Raw genomic sequence first — 16,813 nt, forward strand, 5'->3', positions numbered from 1 at the left:
GCCAAAGGATGAAGTGAAAAATGAATAATCTGTCCACCCTGATGCGAGAGATTAGTGGATATCTCACCCCCACGATTATTGATTCCGCGCAACACTGTTCACGCCGTTTACTTGCCGCGCTCCCGGATGCCACTCACCCGGAGAATAACCGCGTGCTGCTGGCCTACGGCGGCGGCAAAGACAGCAGCTATATGGTGGCGTACGTGCGCTACATTCAGGGGCTGATCTGGCAGCAACATGGCAGCACCTTTCAGCTGCGCATCAGCACCAATCGCCATGCAGCAATGAACGACAGCGTAATGGAGAATATCGATCGCGTGTATCGCGTGTTGCACATCCACGATGATGACTTTACCGAATGTCTGGTGACTGACGGCCTGCAAATCCGCCACTTCGATCGCCATTTACCGATGCCAGACAGCGTGCGCCAGCAGAATCGCAACGATGTGCTGATGAATGGCCATCGCTTCCGCGCCGATGCGCGCTCGACGTTTTGTAACGCCTGTAATCTCAGCATGGTGAACTCGTTTGGCCTGGCGGCGCATTACGACGGCGGCGTTGATGTGATCATCACCGGCGATTCGCCGCAGGAACAAACCGCTTATCTGGCGTGGGCGCGCCACCTTTCGCGGCTGTTTGCGGCTCCGGTGGCGGATAAATCGCGCGGCTTTAGCGGCTTCCTGCAGACGCTGGATGGCGTGGCCGAGCGCTATTTCGCCGATATCTACGGTGCCGATCAGGTGACGCCCGCGCACCGCATTACCTGGCAGCTGGAACGCGATCCGCTGTTCTTCAATATCTATCAGGACACCGCCTATGAAGCGGGCGCGCACTGGGCGCTGCTGACTGAATTTATGCATTTCCGCTTTGATGAACTGATGTTCAGCTTCTCCGAATCGGACTGCGGGAACCCGACATTAATGGCACATATTCGCGGTCTGCGTGCGGAGACGCTGTTGCAGCGCAGCTACGCCGAAGGCATTCGCGAATATGTGCGCTTTGCGCTCGGGCTGATGGTGAAAAAAGATTTCCCGCCGCAGCTGATTGATGAGATGGCGGCACGTTATCAGGACGATGAAGCGATTAAGCGCGCCCGCCAGCGTGCCGCGCAGTTCGCCGAACAGGCATTTGGCCTCAATGAAACCCAACTGGTTTGCATGATCTATTCGCCGTTTATCGCCGAAGGCAATCAGCTGAAAAGCTGGCTGCAGCAGCTAGTCGATGCGCCGGACGAAGCGGCGGTGCGCGCCTTGCTGCGCGGCGAAAGCGACGACCTGGGGCTGGCGCAGCAGCTGGAGCAACGCTCTGGTTTGACCGTGGCGCAGATGCGTCACTGCTGGCGTAGCAAGCAGGTGAGTTCACTGCTGGACGATCAGCGCGGCGATGCGCTTTCGCGCGTGCTGCGTTTTGACCCGCACAAAGCAGTGATTCAGGTGAATAACGGGGTCATGCACGACGTCGTCACTGAAGTGATCTCCGGGCGTTAACCCGGTAAGGCAACGCGATGAGAAAGATTTTCCTGCAGATTGGTGCCACCCGCGACGGACAAAATCCTTACTGCGCGGTGGCCAAACGCAAGGGCTACTTTACCGTGCTGGCGGAGATGGGCGATTTCGTCGATTACCAATCGCTGAGCATCCCGTTGCCGTTCGATCTGATTGTGCGGCTCGATCGCCCGGAAAATCCGTGGGATGTACTGCAAGCCTGTTTGCATGCCGGGTTGATGGAGCATCCTCACGTGGTGCTGGCGGGCTTTGAAGCTTACAACGCCAGCGCCGGTCGCGTACGCGAACTGCTGGCGGGGCCCGACGCCGGTGCCAGCTTTATTCCGCCGGATAAGTACGCGCAGCGTATGGCGTTGCGCAAAGCCTGGCAGCGCTTTCCGCAGCCGGAGTTTCGCTTTTTTGCCTCGCCGCTCAGCATTCGGGATGCGCGAGACGCGTTGCTCTATCCCTGCGTGATCAAGCCGGTTGACGGCGGCGGCGGTCTTGGCGTCTGGCTGGTGAAACAGGCCAGCCAGCTTGATGCGGTGATCGGCAAGCTGGTCGACACCATGAATTACGGCGGGCGCGGCTTCAGCGGTTTTATCGTGGAGAGCTGGCTGGCGGGCGATGAGTATTCGCTGCAAGGCGTGGTGGCGGACGGCCATGCGGTGGCGCTGACCTGCTGCCAAAAGGTGATCGAACACCATAGCGATGCCGACGGCTGCGTCAGTTTTTACGAATCCGGCCATGTGGCAGTCGCCGCGCAGCAGCTGCCCGCCAGCTTTAGCAGCCTGATGAGCTTCTGCTGCGAAACCTTCGGCTATCGTCAGGGCGCATTTCACATCGACTTCATTTTGGTCAACGGCGAACCGCATTTCCTTGAAATGGGCTTCCGCCTTTCCGGCATGGGCGTGGTGAATCTGGTGCAGGAAGTCACCGGCATCAACTGGGCGGAAGTGGCGTTCCACATCGAAGCCGGTCACGGCATGCCGCCGCTGCATTTTCCGGCGCAGCCGCAGGCAGTGGGCCGCGTGCGTTTGCGTCAGCGCCTGCAGTATGACGCGGCTGAGCGCTGGATCGCACAGCATCAGCGCGGTCAGCTGTTGCCGCCGCTCAATCTGCCCGCGCTGGCAGTTTCGCCACGCTCTTCGCTGTATGCCGATTTAACCCGCCACGCCGGCATTCTCGCCACCTTGCGTCTCGCAGCCACCAGCCGCGACGACATTCTGGCGGTGTTCCATCAGATCCTTGAGGCCTCATCGCTCACCATTCGGAGAGATTTACTATGTGCAGAATGATTGTGGCGCACGGCCAATTTGATGCCGCCGCAGTGCTGGACGCCGCGCGTGCCATGAGCTGCGGCGAAACCGCCACGCACGAAGGTCCGATTAAACAGCATCCTAACGGTTGGGGCTGTTTATGGCTGGAGCAAGGGCACATTCGCACGCTGCACGGCACCGGCACGTTCGCCGATGCGCTGCCGACCATTGATGTTGATCGCCTGCGCGGCCGCTTTCTGGCGGTACATGTGCGCCACGCCACGCTGAGCAAAAATCACGGTATCGAATTTTCCCATCCGCTGTGGCGCACCAGCGGCGACACGCAGTGGTACATGATGCATAACGGTTTTTTGCCCACCGTTTATCAGCAATTGGGCATGGCGGAGTCGCGTTTCGATTCCGCGGAGTATCTCGAATATATGGTGGATCGCGCCACGCCCGCCGATTTCACCCGCGATTATCTGCGCGACAAGATGGCGCAGGTCGCGCCGGGCGGCAGTTCGGCCAACGCCATTTTTGTCACCCGCGATAAAGCCTGGGCGTGGCAATGGCATCCCGACGACACGCCCTATCCCAACTATTTCACGCTGCACCGCTTACAGAAAAACGACACCACTTTCATCTCTTCTGAACCTATTTCAGCACTGGGCACGGCGTCTGAATGGCGTCGTATGAACAACCATGAACTTCATGAATTTCCAATTGGGGAGTGATCAACATGGCGATTTTCAATCAGATCCGCGTTATTCATCCAAACATGTTTGTGGAGAGCACCTGGCTGGATGACATCGTGACGGCGCGCGTGCCGCTGCTGGTGTTACGTAACTTCCTCAAGCCGGACGTGCGCGCAGCGGTAGTGGAGGATTTGCAGCAGTGCCGCGAACAGGTGCGGGTATCGCACTATCCAAACGGCGCGCTGACCACGCTCGGCCCTTATCTGGCGAAGCACACCGCCGCGCCGGAAAACTACTTCACAGAGCTGCGCGATATTCAGCACGCGCTGCCGTCGTCGCTGCACTGCCTGCGCGATCAGATCTACAACTGGGTGCAGCACGCGCTGCGCCTGGAAAGCCTGCAAACCGCTAATGAGCCCGAACTTGGCGATTACGCCGGTTCGATTGTGCGCTTCCACGCTGACGGCGTCGCCAATCCCCTGCATAACGACAACATCGTGCGCGATGCCGCCGGCAGCGGATTGGCGGTGACCCGCATCTTGCACCAGCTGAGTTGCGTGGTTTGTTTGCAGGAGTGCAACGCCGGCGGCGCGCTGCGCATCTTCAACAAGAAGTGGCAGCCGGTGGATGAATGGTACAAAACGCCGGGCGAACTGGGTTATCAAACCGGCGTCATCGAACACAGCGAGGTATGCGAGTTCTCACCGCGCAGTGGCGATATCTATCTGTTTAATCCGGCGTTTTATCACGAAATTGATCGCGTGGAAGGCGACACGCGCATCACCATGGGCTTCTTCTTTGGCCTGACCGACAAAAAAATGAAACACGCCATCGCCTGGAGTTAACGCCAGGTTTTCGACGAGGAGACGAACATGAATACCTTTGAAAAAGTAGCGGCCCTGCTGGATCACCATCAGGCGCGTTATCGCGTGGTGGAGCATGAAGCCATCGGCCAGACCGACCTGATTAGCGAGATTCGCGGTAACGATCTCAATCAGGCGGCCAAAGCGATGGTGCTGGAAGTGACGATGCCGGATGGCGCGGATGCGCGCTATCTGCTGGCGATTGTGCCAGGCGACTGCAAGATCAACTTCAAAAGCGCCGCACGCGCCATTGGCGGCAAGAAGTCGAGCTTTGCGGCGCCAGAGAAAGCGCAGGAGTTAACCCAGTGCGTGATGGGCGCGGTGCCGCCGTTTAGTTTTGATGACCGGCTAGCGCTGCGCGTCGATGTGCGCCTGCGCGATGTCGGCACGCTGTGGTTTAACGCCGGGGCACTGGATCGCTCCGTGGCTTTACAGGTGGATGATTTCTTTAAGGTTGTCGGTGATGAATGTTGTGCCGAGATCGCAACACCGGTGACGGCAACCGCCTGATCGCGGCAGTAAGGACTGTGTATGTCAGTGAAAGATATGTTGTTAGCCCTGCTGGTTGTGGTGGCGTGGGGCGTGAATTTTGTGGTGATTAAGCTGGGCCTGCAGGATATGCCGCCTTTTTTACTGGCGGGATTGCGGTTTAGCCTGGTGGCGTTTCCGGCGATCTTGTTTGTGAAGCGTCCGGCGATTCCGCTGCGCTGGCTGATCGTCTACGGCATGACCATCAGCTTCGGCCAGTTCGCCTTTCTGTTCCTCGCGATCAAGCTGGGCATGCCGGCAGGATTGGCGTCGCTGGTGTTACAGGCGCAGGCCTTTTTCACGCTACTGTTGGGGGCGCTGTTCCTGGGGGAGAAGTTACGCTGGAATCATATCGTCGGTATTTTGGTGGCGACGCTCGGCATGTTTATGCTGGCAACCGCAGGCATGGCAGGCCAAACCACAGCGGGCATTACGCTCACTACCATGATGCTGACGCTGGCTGCGGCGCTGTCGTGGGGCCTCGGCAATATCACCAACAAAATCATTTTGCGTAACCGCAAAGTGCCGGTGATGTCGCTGGTGGTGTGGAGTGCGCTGGTGCCGATCGTGCCGTTCTTTGCCTGCTCATGGCTGTTCGATGGCGAAGCGGCGATTATCACCAGCCTGCTGCACATTTCACTGCAAACGGTGTTGGCGCTGATCTATCTCGCCTTTATCGCCACCATTGTCGGCTACGCGATATGGGGTAATTTGCTGAGCCGCTATGAAACCTGGCGCGTGGCACCGCTGTCGCTGCTGGTGCCGGTGGTGGGGATTCTCAGCGCGGCGCTGATCCTCGGTGAAACCTTGTCGATTCAGCAGATGATCGGCGTTTCAGTGATCATCCTCGGCCTGCTGGTGAATGTGTTTGGCGGCATGGTCAGTCAGCGATTATTGGTGCGCACCTAAACAAAAACGCCGCTTTTCAGCGGCGTTTTTTTAACTCACATCCTGATTACAGAATTTCGATACGACGCGGTTTCGCCTCTTCCGGGACGATGCGAATCAGATCGATGCTCAGCAGACCATTTTCCAGACGCGCATCGCGCACCGTGATGTGATCGGCCAGCTGGAATTTGCGCTCGAAGTTGCGCTCGGCGATACCCTGATACAGGTATTTACGCTCCGGCTGCTCTTCAGGATGTGCGCCACGCACCACCAGCACGTTGTCATGCGAGGTGATATCTAACTCGCTCTGGGCAAAGCCCGCCACGGCAATGGTGATACGGTAGAAATTCTCATCCACCAGCTCAACGTTATACGGAGGGTAGCCACCATTGGCCTGGTTTTGGTTGGACTCAAGCAGGTTAAACAGGCGATCGAAACCAATGGCAGAACGATAAAGTGGGGTGAGATCAAAGTTACGCATAATAAGACTCCTGATATTCAGCAAGTTTAGGCAACCTTCCACCATGGACAGGTTGTGCAGTCCGTTGCTGTCCCTTCCGGCAACAGCAACAAGACCGTTCCTTAAAAGTGGGTGCAGCCTGGTCGCTTTCAAGGGCTGATGCGTATTTTTTTACAGCAAATCTGACGATATGACATACACTCAGGGGACCAATCGCCTGAGATCCAAGACGCAGCCACAGAGCTTTGCTTAACGTCAGGTGACACACTCCAGCCAGGGCCATGCCATGACTGAAGGGATGATGATGATGAATATGATGAAACGCTTTCCACTCACAGCTGTGCTGGTTTGCAGTACCTTTGTTACTTCAGGTTGCTCCAGCGTTATGTCTCACACTGGCGCCAGTCAGGGCTACTATCCCGGCACGCGCGCCAGCGCAGAGATGATCACTGACGACAACACCAGCTGGGCGATCAAGCCGCTGGCGCTGATCGATCTCCCGTTCTCAGCGGTGATGGACACCGTGCTGCTGCCATGGGATTACTTCCGTTCTGACGACGATAAAAGTAAGGATTCGATTCACGAGCGCGTGATGCAGAGCGAAAAAATGGCCGGCACGCAAGCCAGCCTGGCGACCGCCGCGTCTATGCCCGCGCAGCCGCACTGACGCAAAACAGCTGCCGCCAGCCGTCCACTTCCCGCATATAAGCGATCTTTTCTCCATCCGGCGACCAGACCACTGCATCACCGGATGGCGCGTGATCGCTACGCGGCGTTAAGCGCGTACAGGCTCCCGTCGCCATTTCACAGCGCATCACACTGTTATCACAGATAAAGCATATCGCGCCGCCTTGTGGATGCCAGCTAAAGGCCGACTGAATGCTACTCGCCAGCTGCGTCACCTGGCGTGGCTGGCCGCCATTCGGTGAAACCGTCCACAGCTGAATCACGCCCTGTTCGTCCGCCAGCAAAAAGGCGATGGCGCTGCCATCCGCGGAGGCGCGCAGCCAGTGGCGCGGTTGCAGTGCCAGGCCATGGGTGTGCGTGATGCGTCGCTGCTGCACGCCAGCTGGCGGCGCAGGCAATTTATCCGCCGTGCCCTGTAAGGGCGAAGCGCCCGCTTTGGCGTAATCGGCTAACGCGGCGGGCAGATCCACCACAAACACTTCCGGCACTTTGTCGCCGTTGGCGGCGCGCGTATCGCCGATAAAGGCGATAGCCCAGCGCTGCCAGCTGCCATCCGCTTTCTGATAGCCTTGATTCCCGATCCAGCACTCTTCATAGGCGCGGTCAATCTGGTCGCTGCCCGGCTGAGGATCGCGCTGCGTCTGGCTAACCAGCACGCAATAATGGCTGCCCTCATATTCACGCGGATGCTGTTTGGGCGGACACACCGGATGCAGCGGCACGGCCACGCCGACGTTACGCAGGTCTTCGCCGGCATCCTTTTCATGCATCACATGATCGTTGTAGGTAAAGCTCAGGCGCGAACCATCCGGGCTGAAGACGTGGACATGCGAGCCACCGCGCAGCGCGCCAGGCGTGTAAGGCGAGGTGATATCGCAGGCATCGAGGTTCTCGGCGATGCCTTGCTGCACGATCACGCCGCGCCGATGATGAAAATCGTAGCGCCAGTGCGCATCCGGATGTTCCGGACCATGAATGCAAACGTAACGCGGCGGCAGATCCGGACTGACGGTGACCACGCCAACGTGCGCACCATCGCGAGCCTGATACAACACTTCAACGGCACCGCTCGCCACGTTGACGCGCTCGATAGTCAGGCTGGTAAAAGAGGCACCGGAAGGTCGCACATCAAATGCCAGCCACTGGCTGTCGCCGGTCCAGACGTTGATGTTGGTAAGTTGATGATGACGCGCGGCAAAGGTGATTTGTTTTTCTGACATGAGGCAACCTTCCATCTAACAGTTGCCGGATAAATTACGTGATTCTGCAGTGAGAAGCAGCAATTTCACCGCTGTTGATTACGCAATGAACGGCGCCGCTACGGATTGTGCCCGTATTTGTAGCGGCGCGATTCATCGCGCGAATTTATTCACCTACGCGTTTTACATCACCGACCAGCAGGATGTAGGAGAGCGCGCCAATCAGCGCCACCGCCGAGATATACACCAGCGCCGGTGCAAAGCCGTAATCCTGCGCCAGATAACCCACCACCAGCGGCACGGTGATGCCACCCAAGCCGCCAACAAAGTTGAACATGCCGCCGGTCAAACCAATCAGGCGCACCGGTGCCAGCGAGGAGACCAGCGACCAGGTAATTGAGGCGAAACCGTTGCCGAAGAAGGCGATCGCCATCAGCGTCATAATCCATATTGGATCGTTGGTGTAGTTCGCGCCCATGATGCAGGTGGAGATCAGCAGACCGCAGATGATCGGCGTTTTGCGCGCAAAGCCCAGCGAACGGCCACTGCGCACCAGACGATCGGCGACGATACCCGAGAGAATCACGCCAACGAATGCCGCGAGGAAGGGCACGGTGGTCATGAAGCCCGCGGTGAGCGCCGCGATGTGTTTTTCCTGCGTCAGATAGTTCGGGAACCAGGTCAGGAAGAACCACAGCGTGGATGTGACGGCGAACTGGCCAAGATAGACGCCGCACAGCTTGCGGTGGAACACCAGTTTCCAGTCGGCGGCGGTAAGTTTGGTGCGGGCTTTCTTTTCGCTCGGCGCATCACCATCCACCATCGCGCCACCTTCACGGATGTAATCCAGCTCGGCTTTATTGATGCCTTTGCTTTGGCTGGGTGCCTGATAGAACTTAATCCAGATGAAAGACCAGATGATGCCGATGCCGCCGGTAATAATGAAGACCCAATGCCAGCTCAGCAGTTCCTGAATCCAGATCAGCAAGGGCGTGAGGAACGCCAGACCAACAAACTGACCGGACGTGTAGAAGCCGACGGCGGAAGCGCGCTCCTGCTCCGGGAACCAGCTGGTCACCAGCCGGTTATTGGTCGGGAAAGCCGGCGCTTCAAATATGCCGGTAATCGCACGCAGACCAATTAATGATAATAAGCCGGTGGCAAAACCCTGCAATAACGTCGCAACCGACCAGCCAAAGATGGCAATAAAATAGGTTAAGCGTGAACCCACGCGGTCAAGGAACCAGCCGCCGGGAATCTGGCATAACGTATATAACCAGGCAAAGGCCGAAAATACATAACCCATTTGCGCTTTAGTAATACCGAACTCTTCTTGAATATGCGCGGAAGCGACGGCTAAATTAGCGCGATCGACATAACAAATGACCACCGTAATAAATATCATCAGCAGCGTGATATAACGACGGCGCGTCGGTTTGGCGTGAACAGCAGAGAGATCCATGGTGTTTCTCCGTAATCGGTTTTGCCGTTTGGGCACGACAGAGCACGCCCCGGCAAATGTAGGGTAGCGATATCAAAGGTAAAACCGCGTCAGCGGTAAATAAGCTGTGCCGGGAATCAGGCTGAGCGCAGCCCTATGCCTTATTTCACCGGCATATAATTATCGAGATTTAATAAAATTTAATACCCTAAAGAATTCGAGTTGCAGAAAGGCGGCAAGCGAATGAATCCCCCGGAGCTTACACTAGTAAGTGACTGGAAGAATGAGCGCAGCCAACGCATCTGTAGCTTGAATTATGACGGGTATTTACCATTCAGCGACTGAACCGTCCGGGAATCGCCATAATGGATTACGCCAGTCAGGGGCATTTTTACTGCGCTCGATCACCAGCTCTTCGTTAATTTCCACGCCGAGGCCCGGTTTATTTAACGGATAGAAATGACCGTCATCCATTTTGAAATCGTCTTTATTGATCACATAATCGAGCAGTTCAGCGCCCTGATTATAGTGAATGCCCATGCTCTGTTCCTGGAACACCGCATTGCGTGACACGAAGTCAACGTGCAGGCACGCAGCCAGCGCAATTGGGCCGAGCGGACAGTGAGGCGCCAGCGCCACATCGTAAGATTCGGCCATCGCGGCAATTTTGTAGCACTCGGTGATACCGCCCGCGTGTGACAGATCCGGTTGCAGAATCGCCAGTCCACCCGCTTCCAGCACGCGTTTGAACTCGAAGCGCGAGAACATGCGTTCGCCAGCGGCGATCGGAATATGAGTCTGCGCCGCCAGACGCGGATAATATTCCGCCTGCTCCGCCAGCACCGGCTCTTCGATAAACAGCGGGCGATACGGCTCCAGCTCTTTGATCAGCACTTTTGCCATTGGCGCGCTGACGCGGCCGTGGAAATCGAGGCCAAATTCAATCTCTTTACCGAAGGCTTCACGAATTTGCGCTACGGTATTCACCGCCTCATCGACTTTGCGCGCGTTATCGATAATGCCCATCTCTTCGCAGCCGTTGAGTTTGAAGGTATCAAAACCGATGGTGCGCAGTTTCTTAATGCCATCAATCACGTCGGCCGGACGATCGCCGCCCACCCAGCTGTAGGCTTTAATGCTGTCACGCACTAATCCGCCAAGCAGTTGATAAACCGGCACGCCGAGCGCTTTGCCTTTGATATCCCACAAAGCCTGATCGATACCGGCGATGGCGCTCATCAGAATCGGGCCGCCACGATAGAAGCCGCCGCGATACATCACCTGCCATAAGTCGTTAATGCGCGCTGGATCCTGACCAATCAGGTATTCCGATAGCTCATGCACCGCCGCTTCCACGCTGCGCGCGCGGCCTTCAATCACCGGTTCGCCCCAGCCAACGATGCCTTCGTCAGTTTCGATTTTCAGGAACATCCAGCGCGGCGGCAGGCGATAAGTGGTCAGTTTGGTAATTTTCATCGTACAGCGTCCTTATATGCAGCAATAAATGCGCGAGCTTGTTCCACAGTGCGTGACAGCGGTTGACCGGCGCGATAGAGATCGCTGCCTAAGCCCGCGCCAATGCAGCCTGCGGCCATAAATTCATGCAGGTTTTCCGGCGTCACGCCGCCCACGGCAAACACCGGCACCTCTGGCGGCAGCACCGCTTTAAGCGCTTTGATGTAGCCCGGACCAAAGGCTGACGATGGGAAAATTTTCAGCGCCTGCGCACCGGCCTGTAAGGCGGTGAACGCTTCTGTCGCGGTAGCGCAACCGGCGGCAACGATCATCCCTTTGGCGGCCGCCTGGCGGATCACCGCAGCATCGGTGTTCGGTGTGACAACCAATTTGCTGTTCAGCGTCGCCAACTCATCGACCTGCGCCGGATTCAGCACCGTACCGGCGCCAATCAGCGCTTTATCGCCGAAGGTTTTCACCATCGCGCCGATGCTTTTCGCCCACTCCGGTGAGTTGAGCGGGATTTCAATCGCATCGAAACCCGCTTCAATCAGCGCGCCAACGTGCGCTTCGGCTTCATCCGGCGTGATGCCGCGCAGAATGGCGATCAGCGGGACTTTAGTTTGCCAGGACATTCGCAATACTCCTTATTCCGTGCTGGAAAGCACGATCGCCTTCCAGCGTGACTGAATCCATACCGATAAACTGCAGCGCCTGCTGATAACGTTGCGCCAGCGCGCTACCGGCAATAATGGTGATCGGTTGGCTTGCGGCGTCGGCCTGCTGCGTCATCAGCGCCACTTCGTGACCAATCAGCAAGCCTGAAAGAAAGTCGCTAATATGGCGGCGATCGCGCGCGCCGAGTACGTGTGAAGCACGCACTTCAAACAGGCGCGAGAGAATCGAGGCATCGTTGCTGCCGACTTGCACACCTGCGCGGAAAGCCGCCGCGTTCTCTTGCTGTTCGGGTAAACCTGCGCCAACCAGCGACTGTTTGAGCAGCAGATGATGCAGTTCGCCGGTCATCACGGTGCGGAAATCCAGCACGCGATCCTGTTCCATCTGCACCCATTTGGCGTGCGTGCCTGGCATCACATAGAGCGGCGCAGGCTGCAGTTCCAGCGCGCCAAGCAGCTGCGTCTCTTCACCGCGCATCACGTTGTAATTGTCGGCACGTTCGACGCTCAATCCCGGCACGATCCACGCTTTATCCTCGACGCGCGTCAGGCGGCTAGCGATGTCGCCCAGCGCCACCGGACAGGAGAGATAGGGCACCGACAGCCAGCCGGCATTGCTGCCTACCATGCCCGCCATCACCACCGGCACGTCATCGACTGGCCAACCTGCGGTGACGCTGGCAAACACTTCGGCTGGCGTGCGATCGCCCAGGCGCGTGACGCCGGCTTCCGAACGACGTTCATCGATGCAAACGCCGGCTTGATAATGCCAGGCGCGCAGGTTGGTTGAGCCCCAATCAATCGCGATATAGCTGGTCACATAATCTCCTTGAGTCGCGCCGTTGAGCTGGCAATCATCGCTTTCGCCGCCTGCTCGGCAGCATCGCCATCCTGATGACGAATGGCATCGAACAGCGCTTTGTGTTCGGCGAGCGTGCGCGGCATGTTGCCTTCGTCCGCCATGTAGGTTTGCGCGAACACCGCTTTTTGCAGCTGGCTGATCGCCACATTGAGTTGCTGCAGCACCGGATTGTGTACCGAATTCAGCACCGCTTCGTGATAGCGGATATCCGCTTCATTAAAGGCATCACGATTGAGATGATTGGCCACCATGTCGTTGTACGCCAGTTCAATCGCAGCCAGATCGCTTGAGGTGGCGCGTTCGGCAGACCAGCGCGCAATCTGCGGCTCGACCAGCACACGCACTTCGTTCATGGCAGCAATCAGACGCGGGTCCTGATCGTGCGCCAGCGCCCACTGCAATACGTCGCTATCCAGATAGTTCCAGTGATTGCGCGGCGTGACGAACGCGCCGCGATAGCGTTTCATCTCCATCAAGCGTTTCGCCATCAGCGAGCGAAACACTTCGCGGATGATATTGCGCGAGGTGCCGAAGCGTTCACACAGCTCAGCTTCCGCGGGTAACGCCGCGCCCGGCACAAACTTGCCGGCCACAATCTCTTCACCCAGCGTCAGGATGATGCGCTCTGTTTTGCTTAGTTGTTCTTGCGTCATGATGTTCCATTCAGTGAAAGGCAGGTACGCATCAGATTACTGCTTTCGCGTAGCGAAGCCTAACGGCCGCCCTGGCCTGCGTTGTCGATTGTAGTACCATTAATCTAAGTTGTACTACAATGTGGATCACAAATTAGACAAGTCATGTGTCATAACGCGACAAGGTCGCCATAAATGGCGACCTTATGAAGGCTTGGTGAGATTTGAAGGGTCACCATGTATGGCAACCTAAAAACAGCGTGACGAGGAATAACGAGGGTTTACAGCACCAGCTCTTCTATGGCGTGCGCTACGCCGTGTTCCATGTTGGTTTTGGTAATGAACTGCGCGATTTTCTTCACGGAATCAATCGCATTGCCCATTGCTACGCCGGTTCCAGCATACTCAATCATCGCCAGATCGTTTTCCTGATCGCCAATCGCCATCACCTCTTCACGCGCCAGGCCGAGCTTCTCAGCCAGCATTTTCACGCCTTGCCCTTTATTCACGCGGGCATCGAGGATTTCGAGATAATAAGGTGCGCTTTTGAGGATGGTGTAGTTGTCACGCGCCTGCTGCGGCAAGCGCTGAATGGCAGAATCCAGCAGATCGGGCTTATCGATCATCATCAGCTTAGGGAAACGCGTGGCGCGATCCATCTCTTCCACAGAACGATAGCGCACCGGAATGCCGGTCAGGCTCGCTTCGTGGATGGTGAACTCACTGATGTCTTTGTTCGGCGTATAGAGGAAAGATTTATCGAAGGCCTGGAAGTGGACACCAAGATCGCGCGCCAGCTGTTCGATATACAGATAGTCGTCAAAACCCAAGGTGATTTCCGCGACGCACTCGCCATCATTAGCGCGATGCACCAGCGCACCGTTATAGCTGATGCAATATTGGCCTTCATCAACCAGATTCAGCTCCATCAGATAGCGCTGAATACCGACAAACGGACGGCCGGTGGTGAGCACCACCATCACACCTTTTTTATGCGCGCGTTCAATGGCCGATTTAACGGCAGGCGTGATCTCGTGCTGCGGATTGAGCAGCGTGCCGTCCATATCGATTGCAACCAGTTTTATAGCCATAACGTCCTCATTGAGTCAGGGTTTTGATCAATGCTAGCGCGATTCAGCTCACATTGACCAGTTTCGCGCCCCATTCAGATTTTTTACCGCAGCGGGCTTTGCGCGTTTTGCCGGGCGGAAAACAAAAAACCCTTCCACCAGGGAAGGGTTTTTACGTGTTGCCGTGTCGATCAGATATCGATGTTGGCGGCTTTCAGCGCATTCTCTTCGATGAAGGCGCGGCGCGGTTCTACCGCATCGCCCATCAAGGTGGTGAACAGCTGATCGGCAGCAATCGCATCCTTGATGGTCACGCGCAACATGCGGCGGCTATCGGGATCCATGGTGGTTTCCCACAGCTGCTCTGGGTTCATCTCACCCAAACCTTTATAACGCTGTACTGACAGACCGCGACGCGACTCTTTCACCAGCCACTCAATCGCCTGCTCGAAGCTGGTGACCGGCTGACGACGTTCGCCACGTTCGATATAGGCATCTTCTTCGATCAGGCCGCGCAGCTGCTCGCCCAGCGCACAGATTTTGCGGTATTCCGGTCCATCGATGAATTCGCTATCCAGCGGATAATCGGTATCAACGCCGTGCGTGCGCACACGCAGCACCGGTTCAAACTTCTGCTCATGGTTGGCGCGGACATGGGCCAGATAGCTGCTGCCGTGCGCTTCACGCTCAGTCAGATACGCCACTAAACCGTCGATCCAGCCTTTTACAGCGGCTTCATCGCTGAGGTCGCTTAAGGTCGGATGGTAGATCAGGCCGCGCAGCAGAGCCGTAGGGAAACGGCGCTCCATACGTTTGATCATGCGCTGCGTGCCGTTGAAATCCGCCACCAGCGTTTCCAGCGGCTGGCCGCCTAACGCCGGTGCGCTGGCGTTGGTGTGCAGCGTTGCGCCGTCGAGGGCGATGGAAATCTGATACTGATCCATCGCTTCGTCGTCTTTAATATACTGTTCTTGCTTGCCTTTCTTCACTTTGTACAGTGGCGGCTGCGCAATATAGACGTGACCACGTTCGACGATTTCTGGCATCTGACGGTAGAAGAAGGTCAACAGCAGCGTACGAATGTGCGAGCCGTCGACGTCCGCATCGGTCATGATGATGATGCTGTGATAACGCAGTTTGTCCGGATTGTATTCGTCACGACCGATACCACAGCCCAGCGCGGTGATCAGCGTGGCTACTTCCTGCGAAGCGAGCATCTTGTCGAAACGCGCTTTCTCCACGTTCAGGATTTTACCCTTCAGCGGCAGAATCGCCTGATTCTTACGGTTACGACCCTGTTTGGCTGATCCGCCTGCAGAGTCACCCTCCACCAGGTAGATTTCAGACAGCGCCGGATCGCGCTCCTGACAGTCGGCCAGTTTGCCCGGCAGACCGGCCAAATCCAGCGCGCCTTTGCGGCGCGTCATCTCACGAGCACGGCGGGCAGCTTCACGCGCACGCGCTGCATCGATGATTTTGCCAACCACGATTTTCGCGTCAGACGGGTTTTCCAGCAGGTATTCCGCCAGCAGTTCGTTCATCTGCTGCTCAACCGCCGATTTCACTTCAGAAGAGACCAGCTTATCTTTGGTCTGAGAAGAGAATTTCGGATCCGGCACTTTCACGGAAACCACTGCAATCAGGCCTTCACGCGCATCGTCACCGGTCGCACTGACTTTGGCTTTTTTGCTGTAGCCTTCTTTATCCATGTAGGCATTCAGCGTACGCGTCATTGCCGCACGGAAGCCCGCCAGGTGCGTACCGCCGTCGCGCTGTGGAATGTTGTTGGTGAAGCAGTAGATGTTTTCCTGGAAACCATCGTTCCACTGCAGCGCCACTTCCACGCCAATGCCATCTTTCTCCGTCGAGAAGTAGAACACCGTTGGGTGAATCGGGGTTTTGTTCTTGTTGAGATACTCAACGAACGCCTTGATGCCGCCTTCGTAGTGGAAGTGATCGTTCTTGCCGTCGCGTTTGTCTTCCAGACGAATCGAAACGCCAGAGTTCAGGAACGACAGTTCACGCAGGCGTTTCGCCAGGATTTCGTACTCAAACTCAATCACATTGGTGAAGGTTTCGTAGCTCGGCCAGAAACGCACGCGAGTACCGGTTGCATCGGTATCACCGGACACCGCCAGCGGTGCCTGCGGCACGCCGTGCTGATAAACCTGCTGATGCACTTTGCCTTCACGGCGAATGGTCAGCTCCAGCTTCTGTGACAGGGCGTTTACGACTGAAACGCCAACGCCATGTAGACCACCGGAAACTTTATATGAGTTATCATCAAATTTACCGCCTGCGTGCAGGACGGTCATGATCACTTCAGCAGCAGAGACTCCCTCTTCCGGGTGAATGCCGGTAGGAATACCACGGCCATCATCTTGCACCGAGACAGAGTTATCTGCATGAATAGTAACGGTAATATCACTACAGTGACCGGCGAGCGCTTCGTCGATTGCGTTATCCACGACTTCGAATACCATGTGATGCAGACCGGTGCCGTCATCCGTATCGCCGATGTACATACCCGGGCGTTTGCGTACCGCATCAAGCCCTTTCAGGACTTTGATACTTGAGGAGTCATAAGAATTCGACATCAACGTTTCTCGCTCA

The 16,813-nt window shown here is 56.7% G+C and carries 16 protein-coding genes; 7 read left to right on the forward strand and 9 right to left on the reverse strand.

The genetic code is table 11. The annotated features are described in order from the left end of the window. Nucleotides 1-20 precede the first annotated feature (20 nt). From K5Y33_RS20555 to K5Y33_RS20580, 6 genes are read left to right on the forward strand one after another with little or no spacing between them, the layout of a single operon-like run. Complete coding sequence (locus K5Y33_RS20555) at nt 21-1,487, forward strand: hypothetical protein (protein WP_222235009.1); 1,467 nt, start codon at nt 21-23, stop codon at nt 1,485-1,487. A 17-nt stretch (nt 1,488-1,504) separates the two neighbouring features. After that, entirely contained in the window at nt 1,505-2,782 is a 1,278-nt protein-coding gene (locus K5Y33_RS20560) for an acetyl-CoA carboxylase biotin carboxylase subunit family protein (RefSeq protein ID WP_222235010.1), read from the forward strand. Beyond that, a complete protein-coding gene (locus K5Y33_RS20565; protein WP_110868247.1) occupies nt 2,770-3,477 on the forward strand; it encodes a class II glutamine amidotransferase in 708 nt (235 codons plus the stop codon). Before K5Y33_RS20560 ends, K5Y33_RS20565 begins: the two co-directional genes overlap by 13 nt. A gap of 5 nt (nt 3,478-3,482) precedes the next feature. After that, nucleotides 3,483-4,283 (forward strand): hypothetical protein, encoded by an 801-nt coding sequence (locus tag K5Y33_RS20570; protein WP_192236807.1) that lies wholly within the window; start codon nt 3,483-3,485, stop codon nt 4,281-4,283. Between the two features lie 27 nt (nt 4,284-4,310). Next, a complete protein-coding gene (locus K5Y33_RS20575; RefSeq protein WP_217549521.1) occupies nt 4,311-4,811 on the forward strand; it encodes a YbaK/EbsC family protein in 501 nt (166 codons plus the stop codon). 21 nt (nt 4,812-4,832) lie between these two features. Then, the gene (locus K5Y33_RS20580) at nt 4,833-5,738 is read left to right on the forward strand and encodes an EamA family transporter (RefSeq protein ID WP_222235011.1); all 906 of its coding nucleotides are present in this window, start codon (nt 4,833-4,835) and stop codon (nt 5,736-5,738) included. 46 nt (nt 5,739-5,784) lie between these two features. Here K5Y33_RS20580 and ibpA read toward each other — a convergent pair whose 3' ends face one another. Beyond that, a complete protein-coding gene (gene ibpA, locus K5Y33_RS20585) occupies nt 5,785-6,198 on the reverse strand; it encodes a small heat shock chaperone IbpA (RefSeq protein WP_101763888.1) in 414 nt (137 codons plus the stop codon). 286 nt (nt 6,199-6,484) lie between these two features. On the opposite strand from ibpA, the gene K5Y33_RS20590 reads away from it, so the two are divergent. Further along, nucleotides 6,485-6,844, forward strand: coding sequence for a YceK/YidQ family lipoprotein (locus tag K5Y33_RS20590; RefSeq protein ID WP_304622225.1), 360 nt, complete (start codon nt 6,485-6,487; stop codon nt 6,842-6,844). On the opposite strand, the gene K5Y33_RS20595 is transcribed toward K5Y33_RS20590, so the two are convergent. The 8 genes from K5Y33_RS20595 to gyrB form a co-directional block, all read right to left on the reverse strand. Continuing rightward, nucleotides 6,822-8,084 (reverse strand): DUF3748 domain-containing protein, encoded by a 1,263-nt coding sequence (locus K5Y33_RS20595; RefSeq protein ID WP_222235012.1) that lies wholly within the window; start codon nt 8,082-8,084, stop codon nt 6,822-6,824. The genes K5Y33_RS20590 and K5Y33_RS20595 overlap by 23 nt on opposite strands. Nucleotides 8,085-8,229: 145 nt before the next feature. Next, nucleotides 8,230-9,525, reverse strand: coding sequence for an MFS transporter (locus tag K5Y33_RS20600; RefSeq protein WP_101763891.1), 1,296 nt, complete (start codon nt 9,523-9,525; stop codon nt 8,230-8,232). Nucleotides 9,526-9,831: 306 nt separating this feature from the next. Continuing rightward, on the reverse strand, nt 9,832-10,980 hold the full coding sequence (dgoD, locus tag K5Y33_RS20605; RefSeq protein ID WP_210081073.1) for a galactonate dehydratase: 1,149 nt from the start codon (nt 10,978-10,980) through the stop codon (nt 9,832-9,834). Then, on the reverse strand, nt 10,977-11,594 hold the full coding sequence (locus K5Y33_RS20610; RefSeq protein WP_222235013.1) for a 2-dehydro-3-deoxy-6-phosphogalactonate aldolase: 618 nt from the start codon (nt 11,592-11,594) through the stop codon (nt 10,977-10,979). Before K5Y33_RS20610 ends, dgoD begins: the two co-directional genes overlap by 4 nt. Next, entirely contained in the window at nt 11,578-12,456 is an 879-nt protein-coding gene (locus K5Y33_RS20615; protein ID WP_222235014.1) for a 2-dehydro-3-deoxygalactonokinase, read from the reverse strand. Before K5Y33_RS20615 ends, K5Y33_RS20610 begins: the two co-directional genes overlap by 17 nt. Next, a complete protein-coding gene (locus tag K5Y33_RS20620; RefSeq protein ID WP_101763893.1) occupies nt 12,453-13,151 on the reverse strand; it encodes a FadR/GntR family transcriptional regulator in 699 nt (232 codons plus the stop codon). The genes K5Y33_RS20615 and K5Y33_RS20620 overlap by 4 nt, the downstream gene beginning before the upstream one ends. A 260-nt stretch (nt 13,152-13,411) precedes the next feature. Beyond that, the gene (gene yidA, locus K5Y33_RS20625; RefSeq protein WP_110868242.1) at nt 13,412-14,221 is read right to left on the reverse strand and encodes a sugar-phosphatase; all 810 of its coding nucleotides are present in this window, start codon (nt 14,219-14,221) and stop codon (nt 13,412-13,414) included. A 170-nt stretch (nt 14,222-14,391) separates the two neighbouring features. After that, nucleotides 14,392-16,797 (reverse strand): DNA topoisomerase (ATP-hydrolyzing) subunit B, encoded by a 2,406-nt coding sequence (gene gyrB, locus K5Y33_RS20630; protein ID WP_101763895.1) that lies wholly within the window; start codon nt 16,795-16,797, stop codon nt 14,392-14,394. Nucleotides 16,798-16,813: the final 16 nt, after the last annotated feature.

This window comes from Pantoea sp. DY-17, from assembly GCF_019795975.1.
GTDB classification, from domain to species: domain Bacteria; phylum Pseudomonadota; class Gammaproteobacteria; order Enterobacterales; family Enterobacteriaceae; genus Pantoea; species Pantoea leporis.

What these genes read in the sequence shown, in the direction of transcription:
- K5Y33_RS20560 (WP_222235010.1), top strand. Translation starts at nt 1,505, where the DNA reads ATGAGAAAGATTTTCCTGCAGATTGGTGCCACCCGCGACGGACAAAAT.
- ibpA (WP_101763888.1), bottom strand. Translation starts at nt 6,198, where the DNA reads ATGCGTAACTTTGATCTCACCCCACTTTATCGTTCTGCCATTGGTTTC.
- K5Y33_RS20570 (WP_192236807.1), top strand. Translation starts at nt 3,483, where the DNA reads ATGGCGATTTTCAATCAGATCCGCGTTATTCATCCAAACATGTTTGTG.
- K5Y33_RS20555 (WP_222235009.1), top strand. Translation starts at nt 21, where the DNA reads ATGAATAATCTGTCCACCCTGATGCGAGAGATTAGTGGATATCTCACC.
- K5Y33_RS20610 (WP_222235013.1), bottom strand. Translation starts at nt 11,594, where the DNA reads ATGTCCTGGCAAACTAAAGTCCCGCTGATCGCCATTCTGCGCGGCATC.
- K5Y33_RS20620 (WP_101763893.1), bottom strand. Translation starts at nt 13,151, where the DNA reads ATGACGCAAGAACAACTAAGCAAAACAGAGCGCATCATCCTGACGCTG.
- K5Y33_RS20600 (WP_101763891.1), bottom strand. Translation starts at nt 9,525, where the DNA reads ATGGATCTCTCTGCTGTTCACGCCAAACCGACGCGCCGTCGTTATATC.
- K5Y33_RS20580 (WP_222235011.1), top strand. Translation starts at nt 4,833, where the DNA reads ATGTCAGTGAAAGATATGTTGTTAGCCCTGCTGGTTGTGGTGGCGTGG.
- yidA (WP_110868242.1), bottom strand. Translation starts at nt 14,221, where the DNA reads ATGGCTATAAAACTGGTTGCAATCGATATGGACGGCACGCTGCTCAAT.
- K5Y33_RS20590 (WP_304622225.1), top strand. Translation starts at nt 6,485, where the DNA reads ATGAATATGATGAAACGCTTTCCACTCACAGCTGTGCTGGTTTGCAGT.
- gyrB (WP_101763895.1), bottom strand. Translation starts at nt 16,797, where the DNA reads ATGTCGAATTCTTATGACTCCTCAAGTATCAAAGTCCTGAAAGGGCTT.
- K5Y33_RS20595 (WP_222235012.1), bottom strand. Translation starts at nt 8,084, where the DNA reads ATGTCAGAAAAACAAATCACCTTTGCCGCGCGTCATCATCAACTTACC.
- dgoD (WP_210081073.1), bottom strand. Translation starts at nt 10,980, where the DNA reads ATGAAAATTACCAAACTGACCACTTATCGCCTGCCGCCGCGCTGGATG.
- K5Y33_RS20565 (WP_110868247.1), top strand. Translation starts at nt 2,770, where the DNA reads ATGTGCAGAATGATTGTGGCGCACGGCCAATTTGATGCCGCCGCAGTG.
- K5Y33_RS20575 (WP_217549521.1), top strand. Translation starts at nt 4,311, where the DNA reads ATGAATACCTTTGAAAAAGTAGCGGCCCTGCTGGATCACCATCAGGCG.